Origin of the sequence: Vibrio sp. CyArs1 (genome assembly GCF_022432925.1) — a bacterium.
In the GTDB taxonomy this organism is placed as follows: Bacteria; Pseudomonadota; Gammaproteobacteria; order Enterobacterales; family Vibrionaceae; genus Vibrio; species Vibrio mediterranei.
This window is the reverse complement of record NZ_JAKRBO010000005.1, coordinates 369763-391435: the sequence shown is the minus strand read 5'-3', so window position 1 is coordinate 391435 and position 21673 is coordinate 369763. Positions and strand designations below refer to the sequence as shown.

Here is a 21673-nt window from a genome sequence, read left to right as displayed (position 1 = left end):
TCGATGCGCCCCTAAGACTTATTTTTCTTCTTTTTATAGTTCTCGCGTGGCAAGCACTGACCTTCATAACCAAAAGGCGATTCCAATGCTTTTTCCCACAAGCTCGGTGCTATATCGTCATGGTACTTGAGTAACTTCCCTTGTTGTTTGTAGAGCAGAATTTCTAAGGTGATACCATTATTGTTCGATGTAAATGTGTTGATACGACCGGTACCATTCTCAAAAATACCCTCGTAAAACCCTTTATCTCTATCGTAAAGGTGAGAAATATGATCGAATAGTAGATCGGTATACTCTGTATCCCATAAAACCCACATCCCCATCGCGCCCTTTACTGCAACAGCGGAGAACTGCGGTAGATATTCGCCATTCTCAGAAATAGTATTCCAAGCAAAGCCATCGGTATAAATGGTGTCATAAACGAAGTATGGAGGCCCTGCTAATTGGTGCTCGGTACGCGCAGTGATAATGCCGGTTTGCTTGTATCGTTCCTCTTGTACACGATAAATTTGTAACGCGAACTCAGCCATCCATTCATTAGTATAACTGTAGTTGTGTCCTGTCCTATCGTCGGTCAAGTCCCACCCTAACTCAATACCATCTAAAACATAACTTTCAGTTACAACGTAACTATGTGCTTTGAGCTTTCTAGGATCTCGGGTATCGTAAGGGACATCATAACCGTACAAATTGATGGTGGCATAAGGCTCTGGATCAGAGGCTTGACTAGTGTCAAACCCCCAGAGTTGGAATCCTTTGGCTGCATACTCTTCGTAACCCAATCTGCCCTCTTGCAGATACTGAACAGGCTTGTCTTTCTCCAGCAACGCACCAAACATAGTGCCGTTCTCGTCAACGACATTACAGAAATTCCATCTCAAAATCGCTTGGTCGATACCGGTCGCATACTCTGGATAACGATGTTTGACGATATATAGCCAGATGAGCAATCGGCCTAAATCGAGAGCAGAATAACCGATTTCCCCTGGTTGGTTACCGTAGTCCACTTTGGCAGCAGTTTGTGTGTTATAAGCCTTGTTAGGTAACTCGCCACGGAATAGGTCCAATCGATTTAACGTCCCTATAAAGGTAATCAATCGGCGGTCCATTTCCTCTTTCTCAATAATTCCTAACTCGTACGCACTCACCATACCTGCTAGGTAGGATGCCGCATCCCACCAAGTGACCGATGGGTAGTTATTTACCGCATTCACCAGACCTGTTGGCTCTTGATAATTATTCTCGAAGTACTTCCAAGCAATACGAGCCATATCCATTTCTTTTTCGGTAAGCTCACCTTGTCGAGCCTGCGGAATGCTCCAATGACTTTTACGTTCGACAATATCGTCGGAAAACTGATTATATTTATTACCACAGCCAGCCACTGCAAGCGCAACACATAACGTTGTCAAATAGCGCATGTTATTCTCCCTAATACAACCTTGTCCTTATTTTGCGCCTACGCTTAATAATGGTCCGTTTTCTATGTAGGCCAGCGACTCTAAAACAATGCCATTGGTGTTCGCGGTAATTGCTCTATTAGGTCGTCCATCAACTTCATAACGACCCGAATACCACCCTTTCGTTTCTGAGAACAGAGGCGATACTTCACTAATTAACAAATCCGTGTATTCATTCTCATACAAGGCGTACCAACCAAACGCAGCCTTGGTAGATAGGGTTTTTAGGTGTGACTGGTCTTTACCATCATCTGAAATTGCGTTCCATTCTTTACCGTCAGAAAAAACCGTGTTGTAAACGAAATAAGGTGGCTCATCGACGTTATCTTCACTTACTGCAGTAACCACGCCAGTATCATCATATCTGCGCTCTTGAGCACTAAACACACGGTGCGCGAAGATTTTCGAGACGCTGTCAGAACCAAACTCTAGCCCATCAAGAATATAAGACTCACTAACCACGTAGTTGTGAGCATGGAACTTAGCCGGGTCACGTTTATCGGTTGGAATTTCAATACCGTAAATATCAATCAGGTCTAGATAATCAATATATTTCATTGAATTAAATACATCTCGTCCCATCAGGAACAGAGATTTAGACGCGTACTCTTCATAACCAATACGTCCTTCTTGCACTAACTCAAAACCGCCTTGTTCACTTGGTCTAGAACCGTATAGATATCCATCGATTAGCATTTCGTTAATCTTCCAATGATTAAGAATGTTGTTTACATCTGCGTTGAAATTAGGATATTGCCAGATCAATATATTGAGTGGCACTAGTATTCTACCGATATCAATGGCTGACCATCCTATCCCTTCAGGAGTCGGGTTGTTTTGGTAATCCACCATTTCTAACGTTTGTGTGTTGTAAGCTTTATTTGGCAACTTACCTTCAACCAGAGGAAGTCTAGCAAGTGAACGCAACGCTTTCTGCATTCGCATTTCAAACACTTCATCAGTGATCACATTGATTTTTTCCGCAGCAATGAGGCCCATTAAATAAGAGGCGGTATCCCACATAGTCGTCGACGGATAGCCATCAACGGAATTCACCAATCCCGTGTTATCTTGGTAATTGTTTTCAAAGTAGCGCCACGCCGTATTCGCCCAAGTAAACTCTTCATGAGATAACACTCGATTTTCTTTAAGTGGGATCTCTTCGTGGGCTTCAAAGGTGATATTGCCTAACACCTTTCCGTAGTCTCGCGTCTCTATATTGAAAGCGATGACCAATGCAGTACACAGACCAAGAATGAAAACAACGTGGTGCCTTGCAGCCAATAATGCGTCTTTAAACTTCATACTTTAAATCCTCTGTGCTGGTGACTTCTTCTTTGTTTTTCTCTTCTTTTGGAGGCTCCCAAAAAGCGGCAGCTATCATTCCCCACATAGCTAGCATGTTATTGAGAATCCAGAATGTGTTGAACACTAGACCGCCACCGGAATATTCACCCCAAGAGCCCGTGTAGTAACCGACCCAAGCATAAAAAATAGCGAAGAGACTTAAGCCAAACACCACCATTTGAGGCAATACAAGTTTGGCAAAATTACCTGTTTGTCTTTCTTTTGGTGTGGTTGGGAAGCTAATTTTGCGTCCTCTAAGCACTGTCCAAAGCGCACGCAAATTAACTGGGAAAAATGACAAGAAATTTGTCTTACCTTTGTAGCCATCCACACCCCAAGTGCCCACCATCATCGCGATTTCCGCAGTTAAGATGTACGGCAAGAAATGTAAATAAAAGGTCACATCATAAGCACTAACAGGAGCGATTGAGGTAAGAAAATAGATTATTGGACAAGCGAGAAAAATGATATTCCAGACTGCCGATAAGTTAGACCAGAAGCTCGCGCCATACATGAGTTTTTGCTTAAAGCTCAAGCCCTTCCTGAAAATCGGATTGTCATTCATAAAGATGTCGATGGAACCACCAGAGTACTTAAAGCGCTGAACCGTCCAAGTTTGCAAGTCTTGCGGTGACAGCATTTTACTTTCTACTCTCGGATGCATTACCGAACGCCAGTTTCGTTCTGTATCTGAATGAAGAACAATCGAAGTGTACAAATCCTCTGATACGTGGAATTTGTATGGTGTAAATTCCGTATCAAACAAAATCTCATTTCTAAGGTTGTCTGAAATCGACTGATCAACCTCTTTTTCCTTAGTCAGTTTTCGTATCTGCTTTTCAACATCTTGCTGCTCTTTGGTGATCTGTTCAGCGTATGCTCTTAGCGCTGCTTCCATTACCGCCTCGCGTCTATGAATCGAGCCTGCACCACAACAAAATGACGCGTTTACCCAGTTACGACGACGTTGAATAACGTCATAGAACATTTGCGGATCATTGACAAAAGGATCCTGACCAAAGGTCACTGGCCCGTAAAACTTTTCTACTCCTTTGCCAAGAGCGGCGGCAGCTTTACCAAATTTACGCTCCAGCCAGACCGGAAGACGAACTCCTTCTGGTAAATCAAAGAACCATTGTGGTGTTTGGACCCAAGCCACATTTGGGTCTCGGAAATAACCTAGCGTATTCTCTAGAATCGTAGGTAGTGGCCTAGTGTCAGCATCACAGATAACCACGAAATCACCATAAGTCTGTTCCATGGCATTTCTCAGATTACCGGCTTTGAACCCCACATTTCCCTCGCGAGTGATGTATCCAACATTCATCTCCTCTGCAAGTGCCTTCATCGACTCCCGCTTTCCATCATCAAGAATGAAAATTTTCATCTCGATGTCATGGGGGTAAGTAATTCGTTGGGCGTCTTCAATACTCAGTCTGACGAGGTCAGGCTCTTCGTCATAGCTTGGGAAAAACACATCGACCGCTAACGGCCTGTCCTCGGCGGAGTCTTTAACACATTGATTGATATTTGATGGTGGCTCTTTCTTAGGTTCATCTTTAGTTTTCCATAAGTTAAACGTAAACAATATAGAGCCGATAAATGCACAAGATTCTGCAAAAGCCAATGGAAGTGAAAACCACAATGCATCCATGTTCAGAGCGTAAGTCCAACGCCACCACAGGTACCAAACACCTAACGTTAAATTACACGTCGCTAAATATTGATACAGCAACTCTCTCGGTATACTGTGAGGTACAGGTTCCGGCGGCACTCGATGTTCATACTTTTGAAAATAGTTGTCCATTTGCCTAGCTTCCCTATAGAAAATGAAATTTCCTACTTATTAACCCTAATGTGTCGATTTAAAAACACCTATCATTTAACGCTCTGCACATTAGTAATCTCCTTTGGAATAGTGATTACTGGATATCACTTCTCCATCCCTTGACTTAATATCAATCACAAACTCTGAACCCACCATATTTAGCGGAACTGAAGCAATGTCAGAAATCGAATTTGAAGCGATGATTACGTCGTTTTGTTCCCAACACAAATTGAGTTCATTGTTATTATCGAAACATTCGAGCGACACGGTTGCTTTTGAAAATTCGCTTCTTGAGTCATTGATTACACTGATATTTATAATCTTATATGACTTGTAATTATTTACACTGGCAATCGCTAAAATAGGCTGAAATGACTCTTTAACTGCAAAATAGGCAGGTTTAGGATTTCGTTCTGCATCAAGAATTGCCCAAGTTACGGCTTGCCAACTATCCACAAACATAAATTGATATATTGCAGCGATGCCTTTATTTTTTTTCAATCTAAGTTGCTCAGCGGCGTATTTATTCACTTGCCTTTGATATTGCTGTGTATTAGCAATATAGTCATTAAGAGAGTTCCCTACTTCCACCCTTGCAATATTGAGCGTTTCATGATGCTGATAATTATGATACGAAAGCTTCTTAAGCTGTGCTTTATTGAGTGGCCAATTAGACTCCCCATTCAATATTGTTTCCACGACATCAACATCAGGGAAAGACTGTGCCCCAAATTCACTGATGATTGGCGGGCCTGCGATTTTACGGTAGTCCTTATAATGACCCGAATACCAACCAAACCATGGATGCTCATGGGTGTAAGACGCTTCTCTTGCAATACGATGGTCGCCCGTTGCTTTTAAAGCCTGATAAACGGCTTTAGTAAGTTCCAAATTATGGTCAGGTTGATAACTTTGGTACTTATATTTCATCCACGTTGCATCCCACGGCGGTTCATTGTGAGCGCTCCAAAATGCGATAGAAGGATGGTTGTATAGCATATCGGTCATATCTCTGGCCTGAGATTCTGCTTCAGAGACCAAACCAATTGAGTCCTCATAACCCCATTGCAATGGGAAGTCTTGCCAAACAATTAGACCGAGTTCATCTGCTTTATCATAAAAACGCTTACCTGCAACATGAGCATGTACTCGAACACTATTGATATTGGCTTCTCGCATCAACATCAAATCACGTTCATATTCTTCATTCCCCATTTCACCTAGCCACTGACTACCAATGTAATTAGTCCCACGAATAAAATACGGTTGGAAGTTTACGTAGAAATGTTGGTTGTCCTCTGAATATTCAAAATGTCGAAAGCCTATTTTTTCAGAGCGTTGATGAGACAAAATTCTTTCACCTTCGAATACTTCAACACTAAGGTCGTATAAAGTTGGCGTTCCCCAATCATATGGCCACCACAGTTCCCTCTTCATACTAGGAATGGTCCAAAGGATGTCCGATTTTCCTTTAATCACCGAACGAGTAAATTCGTAGCGCTCAATCGTCGCTTCAGATCGTTCGGTGTTATGACGTTGCAGTGTGATAACAATGGTTGCGTCAGCGGTAATACTGCTATCCAAAGTCAGTTTAAGTTGCCCAGTCGTCTCTCCATCACGACTTATCTCAGGGACAAATTTAAATGCTTTTATCGCTATCGGGCCAGTTCTCTCGAGAGCTACGCTTCCCCATATTCCTCCAGAATTTGCTTCTTGCCCTCTATCGGACCAAGCTCCTCCAGGTCGAGTGTCATGGTGATTTAGAACGCCTTTAATCTCTTTTTTGTTGAGAGACCAATCTTCTACTTTCTGGTCATTTTCGCTCGTTACCACCACAGAGAGTTGATTGTCGTTGGTTTTGATAACATTTGTGACTTCGTAATCAAAGGGGGCGAAATATCCGCTATGAGGCGTGAAAGGAATATTGTTGAGTGCAACTCGTGCTTGATAATCGACAGCATCAAACTTGAGCCAGTAACGCTTCGATGAGTCATAATTACTGACATCGAAGTTGGTCTGGTACAAAGCACTACCTGAATACTCTACGCCTGAACTGTACCAATTTGATGGAACTGCGATGCTCGTTTGCTCTGCATTTTCAGAACTAAGCTTTTTGAAATCCCAATAGCCATCCAATGACTGGGTGGCATCAGTGTGAGCTAGCTCGGTAGACGTACAGCCTACCAATAGTATTCCAATACTTAACTTTGCAATCCAACGCCACATCCCAGCCACCTATACCACCGCGTCATATGACTTAATTAAATGGAAAGTATTGCGGTTGTCATCGAATGTTAGTTCGACTTTATCAACTAAAGCCGCAAGAATAATAAAGCCTCTGCCTGACGTTACCCACGTGTCGGGATCGTCCGCGTCCGGTTCAATAAAATCGGCCTCAAGCGCAGACGCAAAATCATCTTGAGACATTCCTTCTCCGAAATTGGTGATATCAACGGTGATCGTCGAGTCTGTCAACGTACTAACAATTTCTATGACCTCACCCTCACGCTCTTTATAAGCATGCTCAAAAGCATTATTTACCAACTCAACCACGCACAGCTCTAGTTCATCAATAACACTGTTTTTGACCGCTTGTTGAGACCAAAATGCCTTCAAGTCATCGGCAACGTTTCTTGATGTAATCAGTGAGCTTTCGTAAGTGTGAGTAAATACATTGCTATCAACCATGCTTTCTCCCATCACATTTTATTAATCACATCGGCTAAACGATTCAAAGCTGGGTGTGGGCGCAGGTTCGTCCACTGAGTTTTATCCTCAACCTCACCGTCATGTCCTATGCCAAAATCACCAAAGATAGTCTGTTCCTCGACAACAGCATTGGTATGAATTCGCGTATAATCAAACACCAGAGAGTGTTTTATTGTCGCATTGGCGTCCACTTGACAGTTTGCGCCAATCAAAGCTGGACCAGTGATGGTCGCACCCTCTTTAATTTGGCATCCACTACCAATCACGACTGGCGGAATAATATTGCATTTTTCAAGATCGACTTGAGTGTTAATCCCGAGCCAAATACCCGCTTTCACTTGCGTGCCCGGCACTCTATAACCTGGAACTTTTCCGCTCAATACGTCCTCGGTAACACCCCAAATATCCTTGATGTTACCGACATCCAGCCACTGAAAGTTCATTTCAACAGCGTAAAACGGTACATGTTGCTCTACGAGTTTAGGGAATAACTCACTACCAATATCAAACTCTTGGTCGCTAGGTATATAGTCGAAAATAGCGGGTTCAAAGATGTAAATACCTGTATTGGCAAGATTAGACAGCGCATCTTCGCGAGCGGGCTTTTCCTGAAAACTTTGCACCAAACCTTTATCGCCCGTTACCACAACACCGTATTTTTCGACTTCTTCTTCAAGCACTCGTTTGGTTATAATGGTCGCAATACCTCCGCATTTTTTATGCTTGCGAACCGCCTCTTTCAAATCAAGGTCAATCCACGCATCACCACAAACCACGACAAACGTCTCATCAAAGAATCCCGAAAACTCTTGAATGCGTTTCATCCCCCCAGCCGAACCTAGGGCTTTGCTTTCAAACTTGCCGTCTTTAAGCTCTCCTTCACAAGAATAAGAAAGCTGAACATCAAAATGGTGACCATCGCCGAAATAGTCTTCTATTACCTCAGCCAAGTGACTTGTATTAATGACAATCTTAGTAATATTGTGTTGAGCGAATAACTCGATCATCGACTCCATTACAGGTTTACCTAATATCGGAATCATAGGTTTAGGTATCTGCTGAGTGATGGGTCTAACTCGAGTCCCCTTGCCTGCCGCCAATATCATTCCTTTCATTGCCTATCCCCTAGCCTAATTAGAATTACCACTTAAACCGACGCCGTCATTGCATCCTCAACCGTGTCATAGGTTTTTACTAGCCTATCCATTCGGGTCAACTTCAATAGATCTCTAACAGGTTGTTTAGCGCCAACAATAGCAATTTGCCTATCTCGAAGGAGCTTATAAACCGCCATTACAGCTCCTAGGCCACTGCTATCCATGAAATTTACATTCGATAGATCAAGCAACAAATTAGGTTTAATATCGCCCTGAATATCTTCCATAGATTGCCTAAACGTTGGAGCCAACTTAGCGTCAAAACGCGATTCTTGTACTTCCACAACCGTAAATAGGTCGTTGTTCGACACTTCATAATTCATAGTAATTTTCCTATTGGTTTGGTGCCCATTTACAAACTAAAATACTTATATCATCATCAAAAACGTCACTCTTTTGCCACTCCCTCACCTCTGACACAATGGCATTCGGTTTGTTTTCAAAGTCTGTAGCGGCATGGTGTTGTATCCTCTCTTTTAATCTTTCTTCGGTGTAAAACTCGCCTTCAAATCTAGCTTCAGTGATGCCATCGGTATAAAGCCAAACCTCATCGCTTGGACCAAGCGTCACCGACTTTTGCTTGTAGTCTGCAAAATCAAACATACCAACAACAAAGTTATCCTCTCCAAGAAATTCCGTAGACTGCGTTTCATGCTGATACCACACAATTAGTGGATGACCAGCAATGCAATAATCTAGCTGCCCAGTTACCTGGTTCAATACGGCATATACCATAGTAAAATAAAGGGGGTTTGAATCATCTTGGCTATATATGTCATTTAGTTTCGCCACTACCTCATCAGTTCGGCGAATTACTTTTCCTGAGGACGATTCCTTATAAACCACTGAGTTTGGACCACTTGCGATAGACAGCGTTTGTTGAACGGAGAAGGACAACAATGCAGAAGATACCCCATGTCCCGACACGTCTAATAAATAGAAACCAATATGCTGCTCGTCGAGTTCGAAATAACCCAAAATATCACCACCAATCTGCGCACTCGGAATTGATGTGTAATTCATCAACACGTTGTTGAATTCAACTTTCGTTGGTAGCAATTGACGAATAAAATCGCCTGCCGCGTCTAAGTCTTGTCGGATGGTGGCATACGCATTATCAAGCGCCTGATTCTTTTTGAGTAATTCGTTATGAAGATTTAAATTTCTAAAACCAGCTCGAATACGCGCATCTAGTTCGTCTATAGCTGTATTTTTCGCAACAAAATCATCAGCACCTGCATTAATCCCACTGACAATCGAGTCATTATCATCTTTAGCAGATAATAAAACGAAGAATATATAGCGATTGTAATCTGTCGATTTTAGAGCTTGGCACAATTGAACCCCATCCATTTTAGGCATAACCCAATCACTCAATACGAATTGAATATGTTCGCTTTTCTGCAGTATTTCTAAGGCTTCATAACCATGACTGGCTACAGTGACACTATACCCCTTCTTCTTAAGAAGTGAGCTCATTAGAATCTGCGTGGTTTTATTGTCTTCCACCAATAAAACCTCTTTAGATTCTGCTGCGTCTTTGAACTCTTTTTGTGTCATTTACGAGATTCCGTCTCACTTATGAAGCATTATTTACTAGAATAGAAACTGAGAACGAAAAAACAAAAAAAATATTTTGCTTTTCTTTACCTTAGAGCAAGGTTGTATATCTGAAGTTAGGACTACGGCTTGCAAGGACGCAATAATAAATGAAGAAATACGTCATTATTGGCTTATCAACCATCACATTTTCCTCGTTGTGTTTTGGTGATGAATATCTATCAAATACTCGCGAGCATGCGCCTGCGCCTATTTCCCCAAACCTGACCAATAGTGACAACTCCATCAATAATAAAGATGAATACAGTGAATTAGACTTAATTTGGCGAGGCGTAGAAAGCTCCTTCGAACTGCCATTTGGTGAACTAAAAGACCGAGAAGGGTTATCGGGGCTAAGTGGTAACTTTTCACTTAACTTGCCATTAATTCAAACCCAAGATGCCAACTTGCCTTCCGGCGCAACAAATGGCCCTTCCAATGTCAATTACACAGCAAATTTATCGTTGAAATATGTATTAATCGGCAACTGGTTTGCCTCTGGCACTCTTTATTACTATTTCGATAAAGATCAGCAACAAACATGGAACCCAGACTTTACCTATGTTTTTGGTTACAGCGATTGGCGTCCTTACACTTTTAGTCTTTTGTATTCCAATTACGGTGGGAATCGTTTTTCACCTGAACCAGGCGGCTCAAGAACCAATTTTGATGAGGGTACAGTATCGCTTGGATGGAAGTTTCCAATTACCGGAAAGCTACTAGAGTGGACTCGAGTTTCCGAAGACGGGAGCATTGGGTGTCAAGTCGACTACAATTGGACACCCTCTTACTTCGACCTTGCGTCCTCCAGTTACAAGGCTCATCACCGAACCGCATCTCTAGGGTGTAAGTACGCTATTTTCGGGAACTGGTACGTTAACGCCACCGCATTCTATTACTTTGATAAGTCCCAACAACAACCCTGGAATCCCGACTATACCTATGGGTTTGGGTATTTCGATTGGCGACCAGGAACAATCACTTTGCAATATAACAACTACTCCGGTAACCGTTGGAACCCTGGTAACGCGGCTGAAGGCACTGGCCGTTTCCTAGATGGCTCCATCACCATTGCATATTCATTTTCATTTTGAGTCTCTTAACTTTTTCGTGCAAATTGCGTCGCATATTGGCTTCCACGTAAATCTCAAAATGACACAGAACATCTGCTAAGAATTTTTATTTTAGTTTTCAGATTGTTATAGCCATGAGCAAATTGGCACATATTCTGCTCTACTCCGATCGCGACGGTTTTGTGGAAAACAGTTCAAAACCTCCTAATTCATATGTTAATGCATCAACGAAATTGGCTAGAGAGAATCCCATGGACGGAACAAAAAACGACGACCTGATTACAGGTACTGACCAAGCCGACAATCTAAACGCTAAGTCCGGTAATGATGAAATTCATGCTAAACAAGGTAATGATTTCGTGGCGGGTGGCGAAGGTTCTGATCATATTCAAGCCGGTGAAGGTGCGGACACGGTGCTAGGTGATGTGGAATACGATTCCTCGTCAAACAGTGAAACTTCAGATAGTAGCAGTGGCGATGATAGTTGGGGAACCACGACAACCGTCTATACCTATTCTGGTTCAGAGTCGAATTCATCAGAAGAAACCATTGTACATGGTGTACGTCTAGGCAATTACATCATAGAGCAAACGGGCAACCTCACTGCAAACTTCAATGTAAGTGGCACCTACGAGACGGTCATAGTCACAATCAAAGATGACCAAGGTGTCGTCATCCACTCTCAAGAAGCCATTGTTGACGAAAACGGTGATGTCGTCATCGATTTTGAGTTTACTGAATCTCAAGTGTCTGCTGATACACCTGTCTTTTTTTCGTTAGAAAGCGTTGATGGTACTCCCATTGATGACGATCTTGAGAGCGTCAATATCGCCGTTCACAACATCTTTAACGACCAAATTTATGGTGGCGCCGGAGACGACATTCTCAAGGGGCAACAAGGTAACGACACCATTTATGGTGGAACGGGTGACGATTTCTTAGATGGTGATATCAATGACGACCGTTTGTTCGGCGAAGAAGGCAATGACGTTTTAGTTGGTGGTAACGGAGACGACTATTTATCCGGCGGCACCGGAAATGACACCCTTCTTGGCAGCGACGGAAACGATACGTTACATGGAGATGAAGGTGACGATACGCTGTTAGGTGAACTTGGTGACGACACTATTCACGGCGGCGACGGTGCAGATATTATCATTGGGGACGACGGCACCGACACCCTATACGGTGATGCAGGTGATGACAAAATCTTTGGTGGCAAAGGTGATGATCTCCTAGAGGGTGGCGAAGGCGCGGACGAGTTACAAGGCGAAGAAGGTAACGATAATATTCTTGGTGGTTCAGGTGCAGATTTTGTTATCGGTGGTGCTGGTAATGACACTATTTCCGGAGGCGACGACAATGATCTCTTGCTCGGCGGCGATGGCGATGACGTAATGCAAGGTGACGCTGGAAATGACGTTCTTGTTGGCGAATTTGGTAACGATACGCTCTCCGGCGGTGACGGCAATGACGTGCTTATCGGTGATTCAGGTAATGATGTGCTTGTCGGAGGCCTTGGTAACGATGAGCTCTATGGTGGCGAAGGCAGTGACACAATAGACGCAGGCGATGGTGACGACATAGTGCATTCGAATGAAGGAGCCGATGTTATCGCTACAGGCGCAGGCAACGATCAAGTATATGCAGGTGAAGGCAATGACGTGATCAATACAGGCTCAGGCGATGACATTGTATTTGGACAAAGCGGTAGTAATGTCATTGATACAGGAACGGGGGCCGACACTATTTACACCGAATCTGGTGACGATGTCATTTCTTCGGGTGCCGATAACGATACCATTTTTGCCGGCTCCGGACTCAATCAAATAGATTCAGGAGATGGCGACGATACTATCTATGCGGATGATGGCGCAGATAACGTCATTTCTGGGCTTGGAGACGATGTCATCTATGCTGGCGACGGTAACAATACCGTTAAGGCTGGGATTGGTGACGACAAAGTTTACGCGGGGTCAGGTGACGACGATATTGATGCGGGTGACGGACACGATGAAGTTTTTGCGGGCGGCGGCAATGACACCATCAATGCAGGACTAGGAAACGACTCTATTTTTGCAGGCGGTGGCGACGATGTTGTTTTGGGGCAACAAGGGGCCAACAAACTTTTTGGTGAGGCAGGCAATGACACCTTAACTGCGGGCAGCAATGCCAGTGAACTCTTTGGTGGTTCTGGCAATGATGTACTAACAGGTTCTGACGAAAACGATCTACTCGCTGGTGGTTCAGACGACGACCAACTATTTTCTGGCAAAGGTGATGACACCATATTTGCCGGCTCAGGTGCCGATAACGTGGTCACGGGTGAAGGTAATGATACCGTGTTTGGCGAAGCGGGTAGCAACACCATCAGTACTGGTACAGGAGATGATGCAGTTTACGGAGGTACTGGGGCTGATACCGTTGATGCAGGCGAAGGTAATGACGCTATTTATGCCGACCGAGGCAATGATGTTGTGCACGCAGGCTTAGGTGATGACCACATTGATGGTGGTGACGGTGATGACAAGCTCTACGGTCAAGACGGAAACGACGCTATTTTTGGTGGCGACGGTGACGATGAGTTAGTAGGTGGTGACGGCTATGATTTCCTCGCTGGTGGCGCAGGCGATGATGTCATGACCGATGATGGACAAGACACATTATTAGGTGAAGCAGGCAACGATACGCTCACAGCGGCAGCGACTGGCTCACACAATATCTACGGTGGCACGGGTGATGATACGCTGATTGGTAGTGATGCCGCGGACACACTTTACGGAGGAGCCGACAACGACACCATTACTGGCGGCGGCGGCAACGATACCCTATTCGCGGGAGACGGTGCGGACACTGTCACTGCAGGTACTGGGGATGACACGGTTTATGGCGAAGCGGGTAACAATACTGTCGACCTTGGTGAAGGCAACGATACGTTATTCGGCGGTTCTGGAAGTGACCATGCTGTTGGCGGGCTTGGTAACGATAGTCTCTCCGGTGGAGGTGGCGCAGATGTTCTATCAGGAGACGCTGGTGAAGATACGCTGGATGGCGGGGATGGTAATGATGAACTATCCGGCGGGGAAGCAACAGACGTACTTCTTGGTGGCGCAGGCCATGACACCTTAAGTGGTGATGCTGGAAACGACTTTATTTACGCAGGAAGCGGCGACGATACCCTGCTTGGGGGCGATGGTACCGACCAACTATTTGGTGAGTCAGGAAATAACCTGATTGATGGTGGTAGCGGTGACGACATTCTAATGGGCGGCACGGGAAACGACACCATTTTAGGCGGTGACGGTGATGATTTCATCAAAACGGGCGCCGGTAACGATACGGTTTCTGGTGGTGTTGGTAATGACAATATCAGCGCTGAGTCTGGTAGTAATGTGCTATCCGGTAACGCAGGTGACGACACTATCACTTCAGCGGATGGTAATGATACTTTGGATGGGGGCGAAGGTAATGACGCGCTTACTTCCGGAGGGGGACATGACACGGTTCGCGGTGGATTAGGCAACGATACTATCGTCGCTTCGGCAGGTAATAATACCCTTTACGGTGATGAAGGAAATGACACGATTAGTTCCGGTGCGGGTGACGATACCTTGTATGGGGGAAGCGACAACGACTCGCTCATTGCAGGTGCAGGTCATGACAAACTGTATGGAGGCGACGGCAACGACACGCTCAATGCAGGCTCTGGCCATGACGTCTTAGAAGGTAACGAAGGGGATGACAAACTCTACGGCTACGGCGACAACGACCAACTCGACGGCGGTTCCGGTAATGATCAGTTGTTTGGTGGTGATGGCGATGACCAACTAATTGGTGGTATTGGTAACGACAAGCTCAAGGGTGATAGTGGTGTCGACCTACTCTACGGTGGCGAAGGCAATGACCGTTTAGAAGGCGGGGCAGGAAACGATACCCTATTTGGGCAAGATGGTAATGATACTCTCTATGGTCAATCCGGTGACGACCAAATGTTTGGTGAGTTGGGCGATGACAAACTCTTCGGCGGTAGCGGTAACGACAATCTCTCCGGTAAGGAAGGGAACGATACGCTCGATGGCGGAGGTGGTAGTGACTATGTAGATGGCGGTGTGGGTAACGACACCTTACGCGGCGGTAGCGGTGATGATCTTGTCTTTGGTCAAGAGGGCAATGACTCTCTAGATGGAGGGTCGGGTCTTGATCAACTGTTTGCAGGTAGCGGTGACGATACTTTGACATTTGATAGTGAGGAAATGACCTCTGGTGATGCGAACACCGTATATTTTAGCGGGGGTGAAGGGTTCGATGTCCTTGTCGTGGGTAGCGACGGTGACAACCAAACTATAGATATGTCTAAAACTGCATTCCAAGAAATAGAAGGGGTAAGAGTCAACTCTTCAGATACTGACATATCCATTGCATTAGACAAAATAGTAGTTAACGACACCGCTGGAGAGGCGAATGGACAATTCGTGTGTACTGGCGCCAACTCCATCGACCTCACAGGTTGGGGTTGGGAGCTAAAAGGTACGACGACAGACATGGCTCAAGGTTTGAAAGATGCCTACGAAGCACAAAATCTTGATACATCTAACCTATACGGCTACAAGCTCGAAAGCTCCGACGGTAAAGAGGTCACGATTTGGAGCGACCTCGACCAAGACAATATCAACTTCCCAACAGATATTGCTTAACCTTTTTCCTTGTGAGTTCCTGACTGTTTGCCCTTCGAAAGAAGGGCTTTTTTATGCTGCCATTTAAGAGTAAAGCTGGAGTAAATTTAGAGATAAGATCTTGGTTTTAAGAATGGAGATAACCGTATACTTTTTCGTTGCAGTGCTGGCAGTGATAAGAGTGATGGTGGGTTTTCTGACCACAATGCGGACAAGGAATCATACGTTGATCTTTACTCAGTAATATAACAACTAACCCTATGGGCCCCAAGACATAACCAAGTAAAATCCCTGCAATTAGTCGACCTTTAAGTGCCCCTACTACCCCACTCGCAATAAAAAACGCGCCATAAAAGCTTAGCCAAAAAAGCATGTCTGAATCCATCTATACTTCCCTCATCGCCCGATAATAGCTAACCGTTAGCGGTGCTGTTAGGTAATCCCAAAGTGTTCTCTGTTCCAAAACAATAAATACTTCAGTTTGCATGCCAGGGTATAGCTCGATGTTTTCTAACTGATGCAGCGCTTCGGCGTTTAACCTCACTTGTACTTTGTAGCCAACGACATTGTCATCTGCATCATCACCCAAACGGTCTGCAGCGACATAAGTCACCTCACCATCCACAGGCGGTGTCTTTCGAATGTTATAAGCGCTTAATCTGACTTTGGCTTCAAGACCGACTCGCACCACATCAATATCTTGTGGAGGTACCAAAGCTTCAATAATCAACTCATCACTGTCAGGGACGATTTGCATTAAGATATCACCAGGATTCACCACTGCACCTACTCCAGCAATATTAACACCAACAACCGTTCCTTGATGTTCACTGCGTATTGTTACCCGTTCGCGCACATCCGACGCCGCTTTCAAGGCTTCTTTGACGTCGCGCGCTTCTTTTTGAGTCGAGGCTAGCTCAGCAGCATAGCTTTGCTGTTGTTCTAGGCGCTGCGCTTTATGGGTTTGCTCTAAAGCGTTTAGCTGCCTGAGTCCAACCTCAATATCGGCATTCACCTCTGCAAGCTCTGCGTCAATTCTTGCCAATGCTCTTTGTAGTTCCAACATTCGAGTCTTTGAGACATAACCTTTATCCACCAGCCCCTTGGTCATATCAATTTCTTGTTTAACTAAGGAGAGTTGTCGTTCCACTGCTCGCTTTTGAAACTGCCCTCCTCGTACTTGCTCATCTAATAAGGCTTTACGCTGTAAGTACTGCCCTTGTGAGAGCTCTGATTTCAAAAGAGCCTGTTGAAACTGGACTTGCTCGTTACTCACGATATTGCTCAATATCTGCGTACGTTCAATGGTGTTAGTGGCTAGTTCAGTCCTATCTCCCATACTCCAATCAACAACACTGCGCTCTTCGAGCAGTGCTTTTAATCGGCGTTTTTGAAACTCTAACGACATAAGCTTGAGATCTAAGCGCTGAAAATCTGCTTCTGCCCTCGAGTTCGATAACTCTACTAGAACTTCACCGACTTCCACATGCTGACCCTCACGCACAAAAATCTGTTTTACGTATCCACCTTCCAGATGTTGTACAGGTTTACGTTTGCTCTCTACTACCACGACACCTTTTGCGATAGATGCGGAGCTAAGCTCTACACTCGTACTCCACCAGACAAAACCAAACACCGTTAGTAAGGTAAGTACTATCCCTGATTTAATGACTTTCGATGTATCAAAAACCATAAGTCCTCCTACCCTGCTGTTCGCGCTGTTGATGCTGCTGGTTCTGGAGTAGTATCCACACTCGAAGATAAACCGAGGAACTGCTCACTCTTACCAGCTTTCTCGACCTTCCCATCTTTTAAGAGCACAACCCAATCCATTTGACGAAGAAAACCAGGGCGATGACTGATCATCACAACGGTGATTTCGTTCTCTTTACAATGTTGGAGCACAATAGCGAGCGCGACTTCACCTTCTGGGTCAAGGTTTGAGTTGGGTTCATCAAGTACTAGCACTTTAGGGTTGGAGAAAATCGCTCTAGCAAGACCAATTCTCTGCATCTGACCACCAGACAGCTGCAAACCACCTTCACCGCAGTAGGTTTGATACCCTTCAGGAAGCGAGATAATCAGTTCATGTATGCACGCTAATTTTGCCGCTCTAACTACATCCTCATCATCAGCGTCACTGAAACGACAAATGTTGTCTCTCACCGTCCCAGCCAGCAAACCAACATGTTGTGGTAAATAACCAATGTGTTCCCCGAATTGTATATCCGACCATTGGCCTATAGCCGCCCCATCCACTTCTATCATTCCAACACTTGGCTGATAGATCCCCATAATGAGTTTCGCTAAGGTAGACTTTCCGGAGCCTGAATTACCCAGTATGGCAAGTGCTTGACCGGCGCCAAGTTTAAAACTAATGTTCTGCAATATTGGCTCCTGCACATTAGGTAACTTCAGCCCTACATTCTTGAAATGCACTTGCCCTTTAGGATCCGGTAGTTTAATTTTCTGCGTTGCATCTTCGGAGCTTTGTAACACGTTTAAACGTCGCCAAGACTTATACGCAACGTACCAAGATTTCCAACTACCCACCGCCTGTTCAAATGGGGACAACACGCGCCCCATGATAATGGAGCTCGCAATGATCGCTCCTGTACCAAGCTGTTGATTGAGAACTAAATACACGCCTAACGACAGAACTACCACTTGAAGTAAGGTTCTGAAGTATCGACTAAGTGCCAGTAGCTTTCCCGCTTTCGAATTAACTAACCACTGATAGGCAAGCATCTTTTCACTTTTATGTTCCCATACACGGCCAATATTCTCTGACATTCCCATCGCTTTAAGCATTGGGGCATTGCGCAAATAGTCGTTTAGCTCCATGTTGGTGCGATTTGAAAACTGAACAGACTCTTCATTAGTGGTTCTTGACTGAACCAACATGATCATTGCTAACAAGACAAAAGTAACAGTGCCAAATAGAGCAACTAAGCCAATGTATGGGTGAAGCATAAAGAGAATAATGAGGAAGAACGGTGACCAAGGAATATCGAAGATTGCAGACGTCGATGGCGTCACCAGAAAATTACGGATCTCCGATAGATCCTGCAAACCTTGCTTTTCAATTCTGTTGGTTTGGGAGGATTGAGATATGCTTCGAGACAACAATAAGCCGCTTAAAGAAGCATCCAGTTTAAGTCCCGATTTTTGAAGAAGCTCTGTTCGAATATGCTCTAGTAGGAACTGCGCGGTAATAAGAAACAGCACAATCCCCATCAACGCAAACATGGTTTCCATGCTATAACTCGACAAGACTCGATCGAATAACTGCAAACCATAAATAGGTAAAGACAGAACTAAGAAATTAATCGCAAGACTGAACCAAGCGGCTACCCACAATTCCTTGCGAGCCTGAGAAAACGCTGTTCTGATACGTTCCATGTGTTCTCTATACTGTTGTAATTGCTTCGTACTGGGCAGTATAGGAACTACGTTGGGTATTTCGAGATTATTTGATGATCAAACTCTCTTTAGAAACAAATCCTTAGTGTAACGCTCACATCGTTTAGGCAAGTTGTAAAAGACGGCTGATTTCTTGCCCAGTCACAAACTGTCTTTGGCTTTCTTTTAACACCCAATTAATTGGATTTCTCACCCATGGCTGTGGGTCATTTTTTGGAAATCGGTCTACCGTTCTTAATCCAACCACGTTCAAACCTACTTCCTGACACGTCTCTATACATCGTTTGGCGTGCCATGCTTGCGCAACCACTATCACGTTACGGCCCACGGATTTATCTAACGCTTTTCTTGCTACGTCAGTCGTGGTTTGGTAGTTGTCATCAGCAATTACATGTGCATTGGGCAAAGCCGTAATGTGCTCTGCTACTTCTTGTTGTATATGCGCGTCAAGAAATCCGTTTTCACGAACCAAATCAGTGGCTACATTGGCAAGTCGTTTGTTGACATCTTCGCTATCACCGAAAGAAAATGCCACTACGCTATGTGCATTGAGTGGTGAACCAAAGTTTTCGCTAACGAGCGTTGTAGTTTCTAAATACTGAGCAAGCCTTTGTTTCTGAAAGGTATCTAGCCGATAGTCGAGTTGTTCAGATTTAAGAAAAGTAGCCAAGACACTGGCTGACTGGCGAACGAGAGAAACGTTAGATTGAGAGAGTAAGTCGATGAATTTTCGCATAGGAGCACCTTAATTTCAGCTCGCCTATCCGTTGACTTTTGAAGAGTCCTTTGACGCAGAATATAGTAACAGAATTATCGAAAAAGAACAGAAAAACGTTCAATTATTATACAAATCACTTCTAATTTAAAACCTCCTGATAAGTATCGTAAAAACTAGATTAGAAAAACATTATTCATGTCTTATCATTTAGTTAAGTATGGAATCTAGAGTAAGGGAGCAATATAAGTGCAAAAGTTGATGGCAAAGCTAGCTCTCTACATTGCTTTCATTCCCGTGCTCACTTTTGCGTCCGATGAACCAGAAGCACCCAGTTTTTATGGCGGAAGAGGCGTCTCTCAGGGTGATACCTCTGAGGCACCTTCCACTATCGAATACCAAAGAAGGGCGCTCGCTCCCCCAATTATTGTCGAAACGATAATTGATGTCCCTTCAAATGTTGAGCTTAACAAACCATCATTGTCCCCAACTAATTCAAGTCAAACTGTTGAACTAGATTTGTCTCGTTTAACGCGCAACGATTGGCTACTTGCAAAAAAATCCATGTACTACTTTGATTTAAATTATCATCCTGAAACTGGGTTCTGGGATTCCGTACAAGGCTATCATCACGCGACCATGTGGGATATTGCCAGTGGAATTTCGGCAACACTCGCGAGTTATGAACTAAACCTTATTTCCAGAGAAGAAGTGAGAGATAAACTCAGCCTTACTTTGGATACGCTCGCCACTATAGCGTTGTATCAAAACACCCTTCCAAATAGAGAATACAGTACCAAACATGGAAAACCATCAGGCAGTTACAGCGACACCAAAAGTAATGGCAATGGTTGGTCGGCGCTTGATATAGGTCGATTACTTATTTGGCTGCGCATCACCGAAAAAATGCTGCCCGAACTGGCTAGTAAAGTCGCCATCATAGAAAAAAACTGGAAACTCGCATCAGCCGTTCACAAAGGTACGCTTTATGGCACCAAACTATATAAAAACAAAGAATACTATCGACAAGAAGGACGCTTAGGCTATCTGCAATACGCCGCACAAGGGTTTGAGTTATTCGGTTATAACTTAGCGCAGAGCTTTACCAAACAGCACGTAGAAAAAGTGTCGGTCGATGGTATGTCTGTATATGTGGATAATCGAAACGTCCCCTATTTCACTACTGATCCCTATGTACTAACTGCCATAGAAATAGGGGCAAAGAACGTATGGTGGAATCAACTTGATCAACTTTACCAACTGCATAAAAAACGTTCCAAACAGTTAGGGCAACCTCAAGTATTTGCTGAAGACGCGATGAGTAAAAGTCCTTGGTTTGCCTATAACAATATTTACTATTATGGCAAACCTTGGCTGAGCGTGAGCCCCGGGGGTAAACCGATCGAGAACCCACAGACGTTCAGTTCAAAGATAGGATTCGGACTAAGTGTTTTATATGCCGACGATTTCTCACAACAACTCTACAACACGGTTGTTAAAACAAGTCTAAGCTCTCGAAGTATCCCAACTGGTCGTTATAAAAATGGCGGCACTAACACCGCCTATAACATCAATACCAACTCTCTTGTGCTTACAGCACTATGGTATAAAGCTCTTGGTAATCATGCTCTCTACCCTTATGCATTAGAGCAGTCAAATTCCGCCAAATAGCCTGCAAGTTCACCAATG

At 44.2% G+C, this 21673-nt stretch carries 15 protein-coding genes; 3 read left to right on the top strand and 12 right to left on the bottom strand.

Annotated elements, in window-relative coordinates; translation table 11 throughout:
• Window positions 1-11: 11 nt before the first annotated feature.
• The 8 genes from MMA19_RS17130 to MMA19_RS17095 form a co-directional block, all read right to left on the bottom strand.
• Window positions 12-1421: a DUF3131 domain-containing protein gene (locus tag MMA19_RS17130; RefSeq protein WP_240206753.1), complete on the bottom strand. Its 1410-nt coding sequence runs from the start codon at window positions 1419-1421 to the stop codon at window positions 12-14.
• A 27-nt stretch (window positions 1422-1448) separates the two neighbouring features.
• Window positions 1449-2765: a DUF3131 domain-containing protein gene (locus MMA19_RS17125; protein ID WP_240206751.1), complete on the bottom strand. Its 1317-nt coding sequence runs from the start codon at window positions 2763-2765 to the stop codon at window positions 1449-1451.
• Window positions 2755-4614 carry a cellulose synthase catalytic subunit gene (locus MMA19_RS17120; protein ID WP_240206749.1) on the bottom strand — a complete coding sequence of 620 codons (1860 nt, stop codon included), beginning with the start codon at window positions 4612-4614 and terminating at the stop codon, window positions 2755-2757. The genes MMA19_RS17125 and MMA19_RS17120 overlap by 11 nt, the downstream gene beginning before the upstream one ends.
• Window positions 4615-4704: 90 nt before the next feature.
• Window positions 4705-6861 carry a glycoside hydrolase family 2 TIM barrel-domain containing protein gene (locus MMA19_RS17115; protein WP_240206748.1) on the bottom strand — a complete coding sequence of 719 codons (2157 nt, stop codon included), beginning with the start codon at window positions 6859-6861 and terminating at the stop codon, window positions 4705-4707.
• A gap of 9 nt (window positions 6862-6870) precedes the next feature.
• On the bottom strand, window positions 6871-7323 hold the full coding sequence (locus tag MMA19_RS17110) for an ATP-binding protein (protein ID WP_031496075.1): 453 nt from the start codon (window positions 7321-7323) through the stop codon (window positions 6871-6873).
• An 11-nt stretch (window positions 7324-7334) separates the two neighbouring features.
• Window positions 7335-8459, bottom strand: a complete 1125-nt coding sequence (locus MMA19_RS17105; RefSeq protein WP_006070672.1) for an NDP-sugar synthase — start codon at window positions 8457-8459, stop codon at window positions 7335-7337.
• A 32-nt stretch (window positions 8460-8491) separates the two neighbouring features.
• Window positions 8492-8824 carry an STAS domain-containing protein gene (locus MMA19_RS17100; protein ID WP_006070671.1) on the bottom strand — a complete coding sequence of 111 codons (333 nt, stop codon included), beginning with the start codon at window positions 8822-8824 and terminating at the stop codon, window positions 8492-8494.
• A gap of 10 nt (window positions 8825-8834) precedes the next feature.
• Window positions 8835-10061, bottom strand: a complete 1227-nt coding sequence (locus tag MMA19_RS17095) for a SpoIIE family protein phosphatase (RefSeq protein WP_240206747.1) — start codon at window positions 10059-10061, stop codon at window positions 8835-8837.
• 149 nt (window positions 10062-10210) lie between these two features.
• On the opposite strand from MMA19_RS17095, the gene MMA19_RS17090 reads away from it, so the two are divergent.
• Window positions 10211-11194 (top strand): hypothetical protein, encoded by a 984-nt coding sequence (locus MMA19_RS17090; protein ID WP_240206746.1) that lies wholly within the window; start codon window positions 10211-10213, stop codon window positions 11192-11194.
• A gap of 230 nt (window positions 11195-11424) precedes the next feature.
• Window positions 11425-15867, top strand: a complete 4443-nt coding sequence (locus tag MMA19_RS17085) for a calcium-binding protein (RefSeq protein ID WP_240206745.1) — start codon at window positions 11425-11427, stop codon at window positions 15865-15867.
• Between the two features lie 106 nt (window positions 15868-15973).
• Here the strand turns inward: MMA19_RS17085 and MMA19_RS17080 are convergent, their stop codons facing one another.
• The 4 genes from MMA19_RS17080 to MMA19_RS17065 all read right to left on the bottom strand — a co-directional run bounded on the left by MMA19_RS17080 (window position 15974) and on the right by MMA19_RS17065 (window position 20005).
• Window positions 15974-16231 carry a membrane protein gene (locus MMA19_RS17080; protein WP_031493429.1) on the bottom strand — a complete coding sequence of 86 codons (258 nt, stop codon included), beginning with the start codon at window positions 16229-16231 and terminating at the stop codon, window positions 15974-15976.
• Window positions 16232-17539: an HlyD family type I secretion periplasmic adaptor subunit gene (locus MMA19_RS17075; RefSeq protein WP_006070666.1), complete on the bottom strand. Its 1308-nt coding sequence runs from the start codon at window positions 17537-17539 to the stop codon at window positions 16232-16234.
• Between the two features lie 8 nt (window positions 17540-17547).
• Window positions 17548-19248 carry a type I secretion system permease/ATPase gene (locus MMA19_RS17070; RefSeq protein WP_198557738.1) on the bottom strand — a complete coding sequence of 567 codons (1701 nt, stop codon included), beginning with the start codon at window positions 19246-19248 and terminating at the stop codon, window positions 17548-17550.
• Between the two features lie 124 nt (window positions 19249-19372).
• Window positions 19373-20005: a hypothetical protein gene (locus tag MMA19_RS17065; RefSeq protein ID WP_240206744.1), complete on the bottom strand. Its 633-nt coding sequence runs from the start codon at window positions 20003-20005 to the stop codon at window positions 19373-19375.
• Window positions 20006-20233: 228 nt separating this feature from the next.
• On the opposite strand from MMA19_RS17065, the gene MMA19_RS17060 reads away from it, so the two are divergent.
• Window positions 20234-21655, top strand: coding sequence for a DUF3131 domain-containing protein (locus tag MMA19_RS17060; protein WP_240206743.1), 1422 nt, complete (start codon window positions 20234-20236; stop codon window positions 21653-21655).
• Window positions 21656-21673 lie beyond the last annotated feature (18 nt).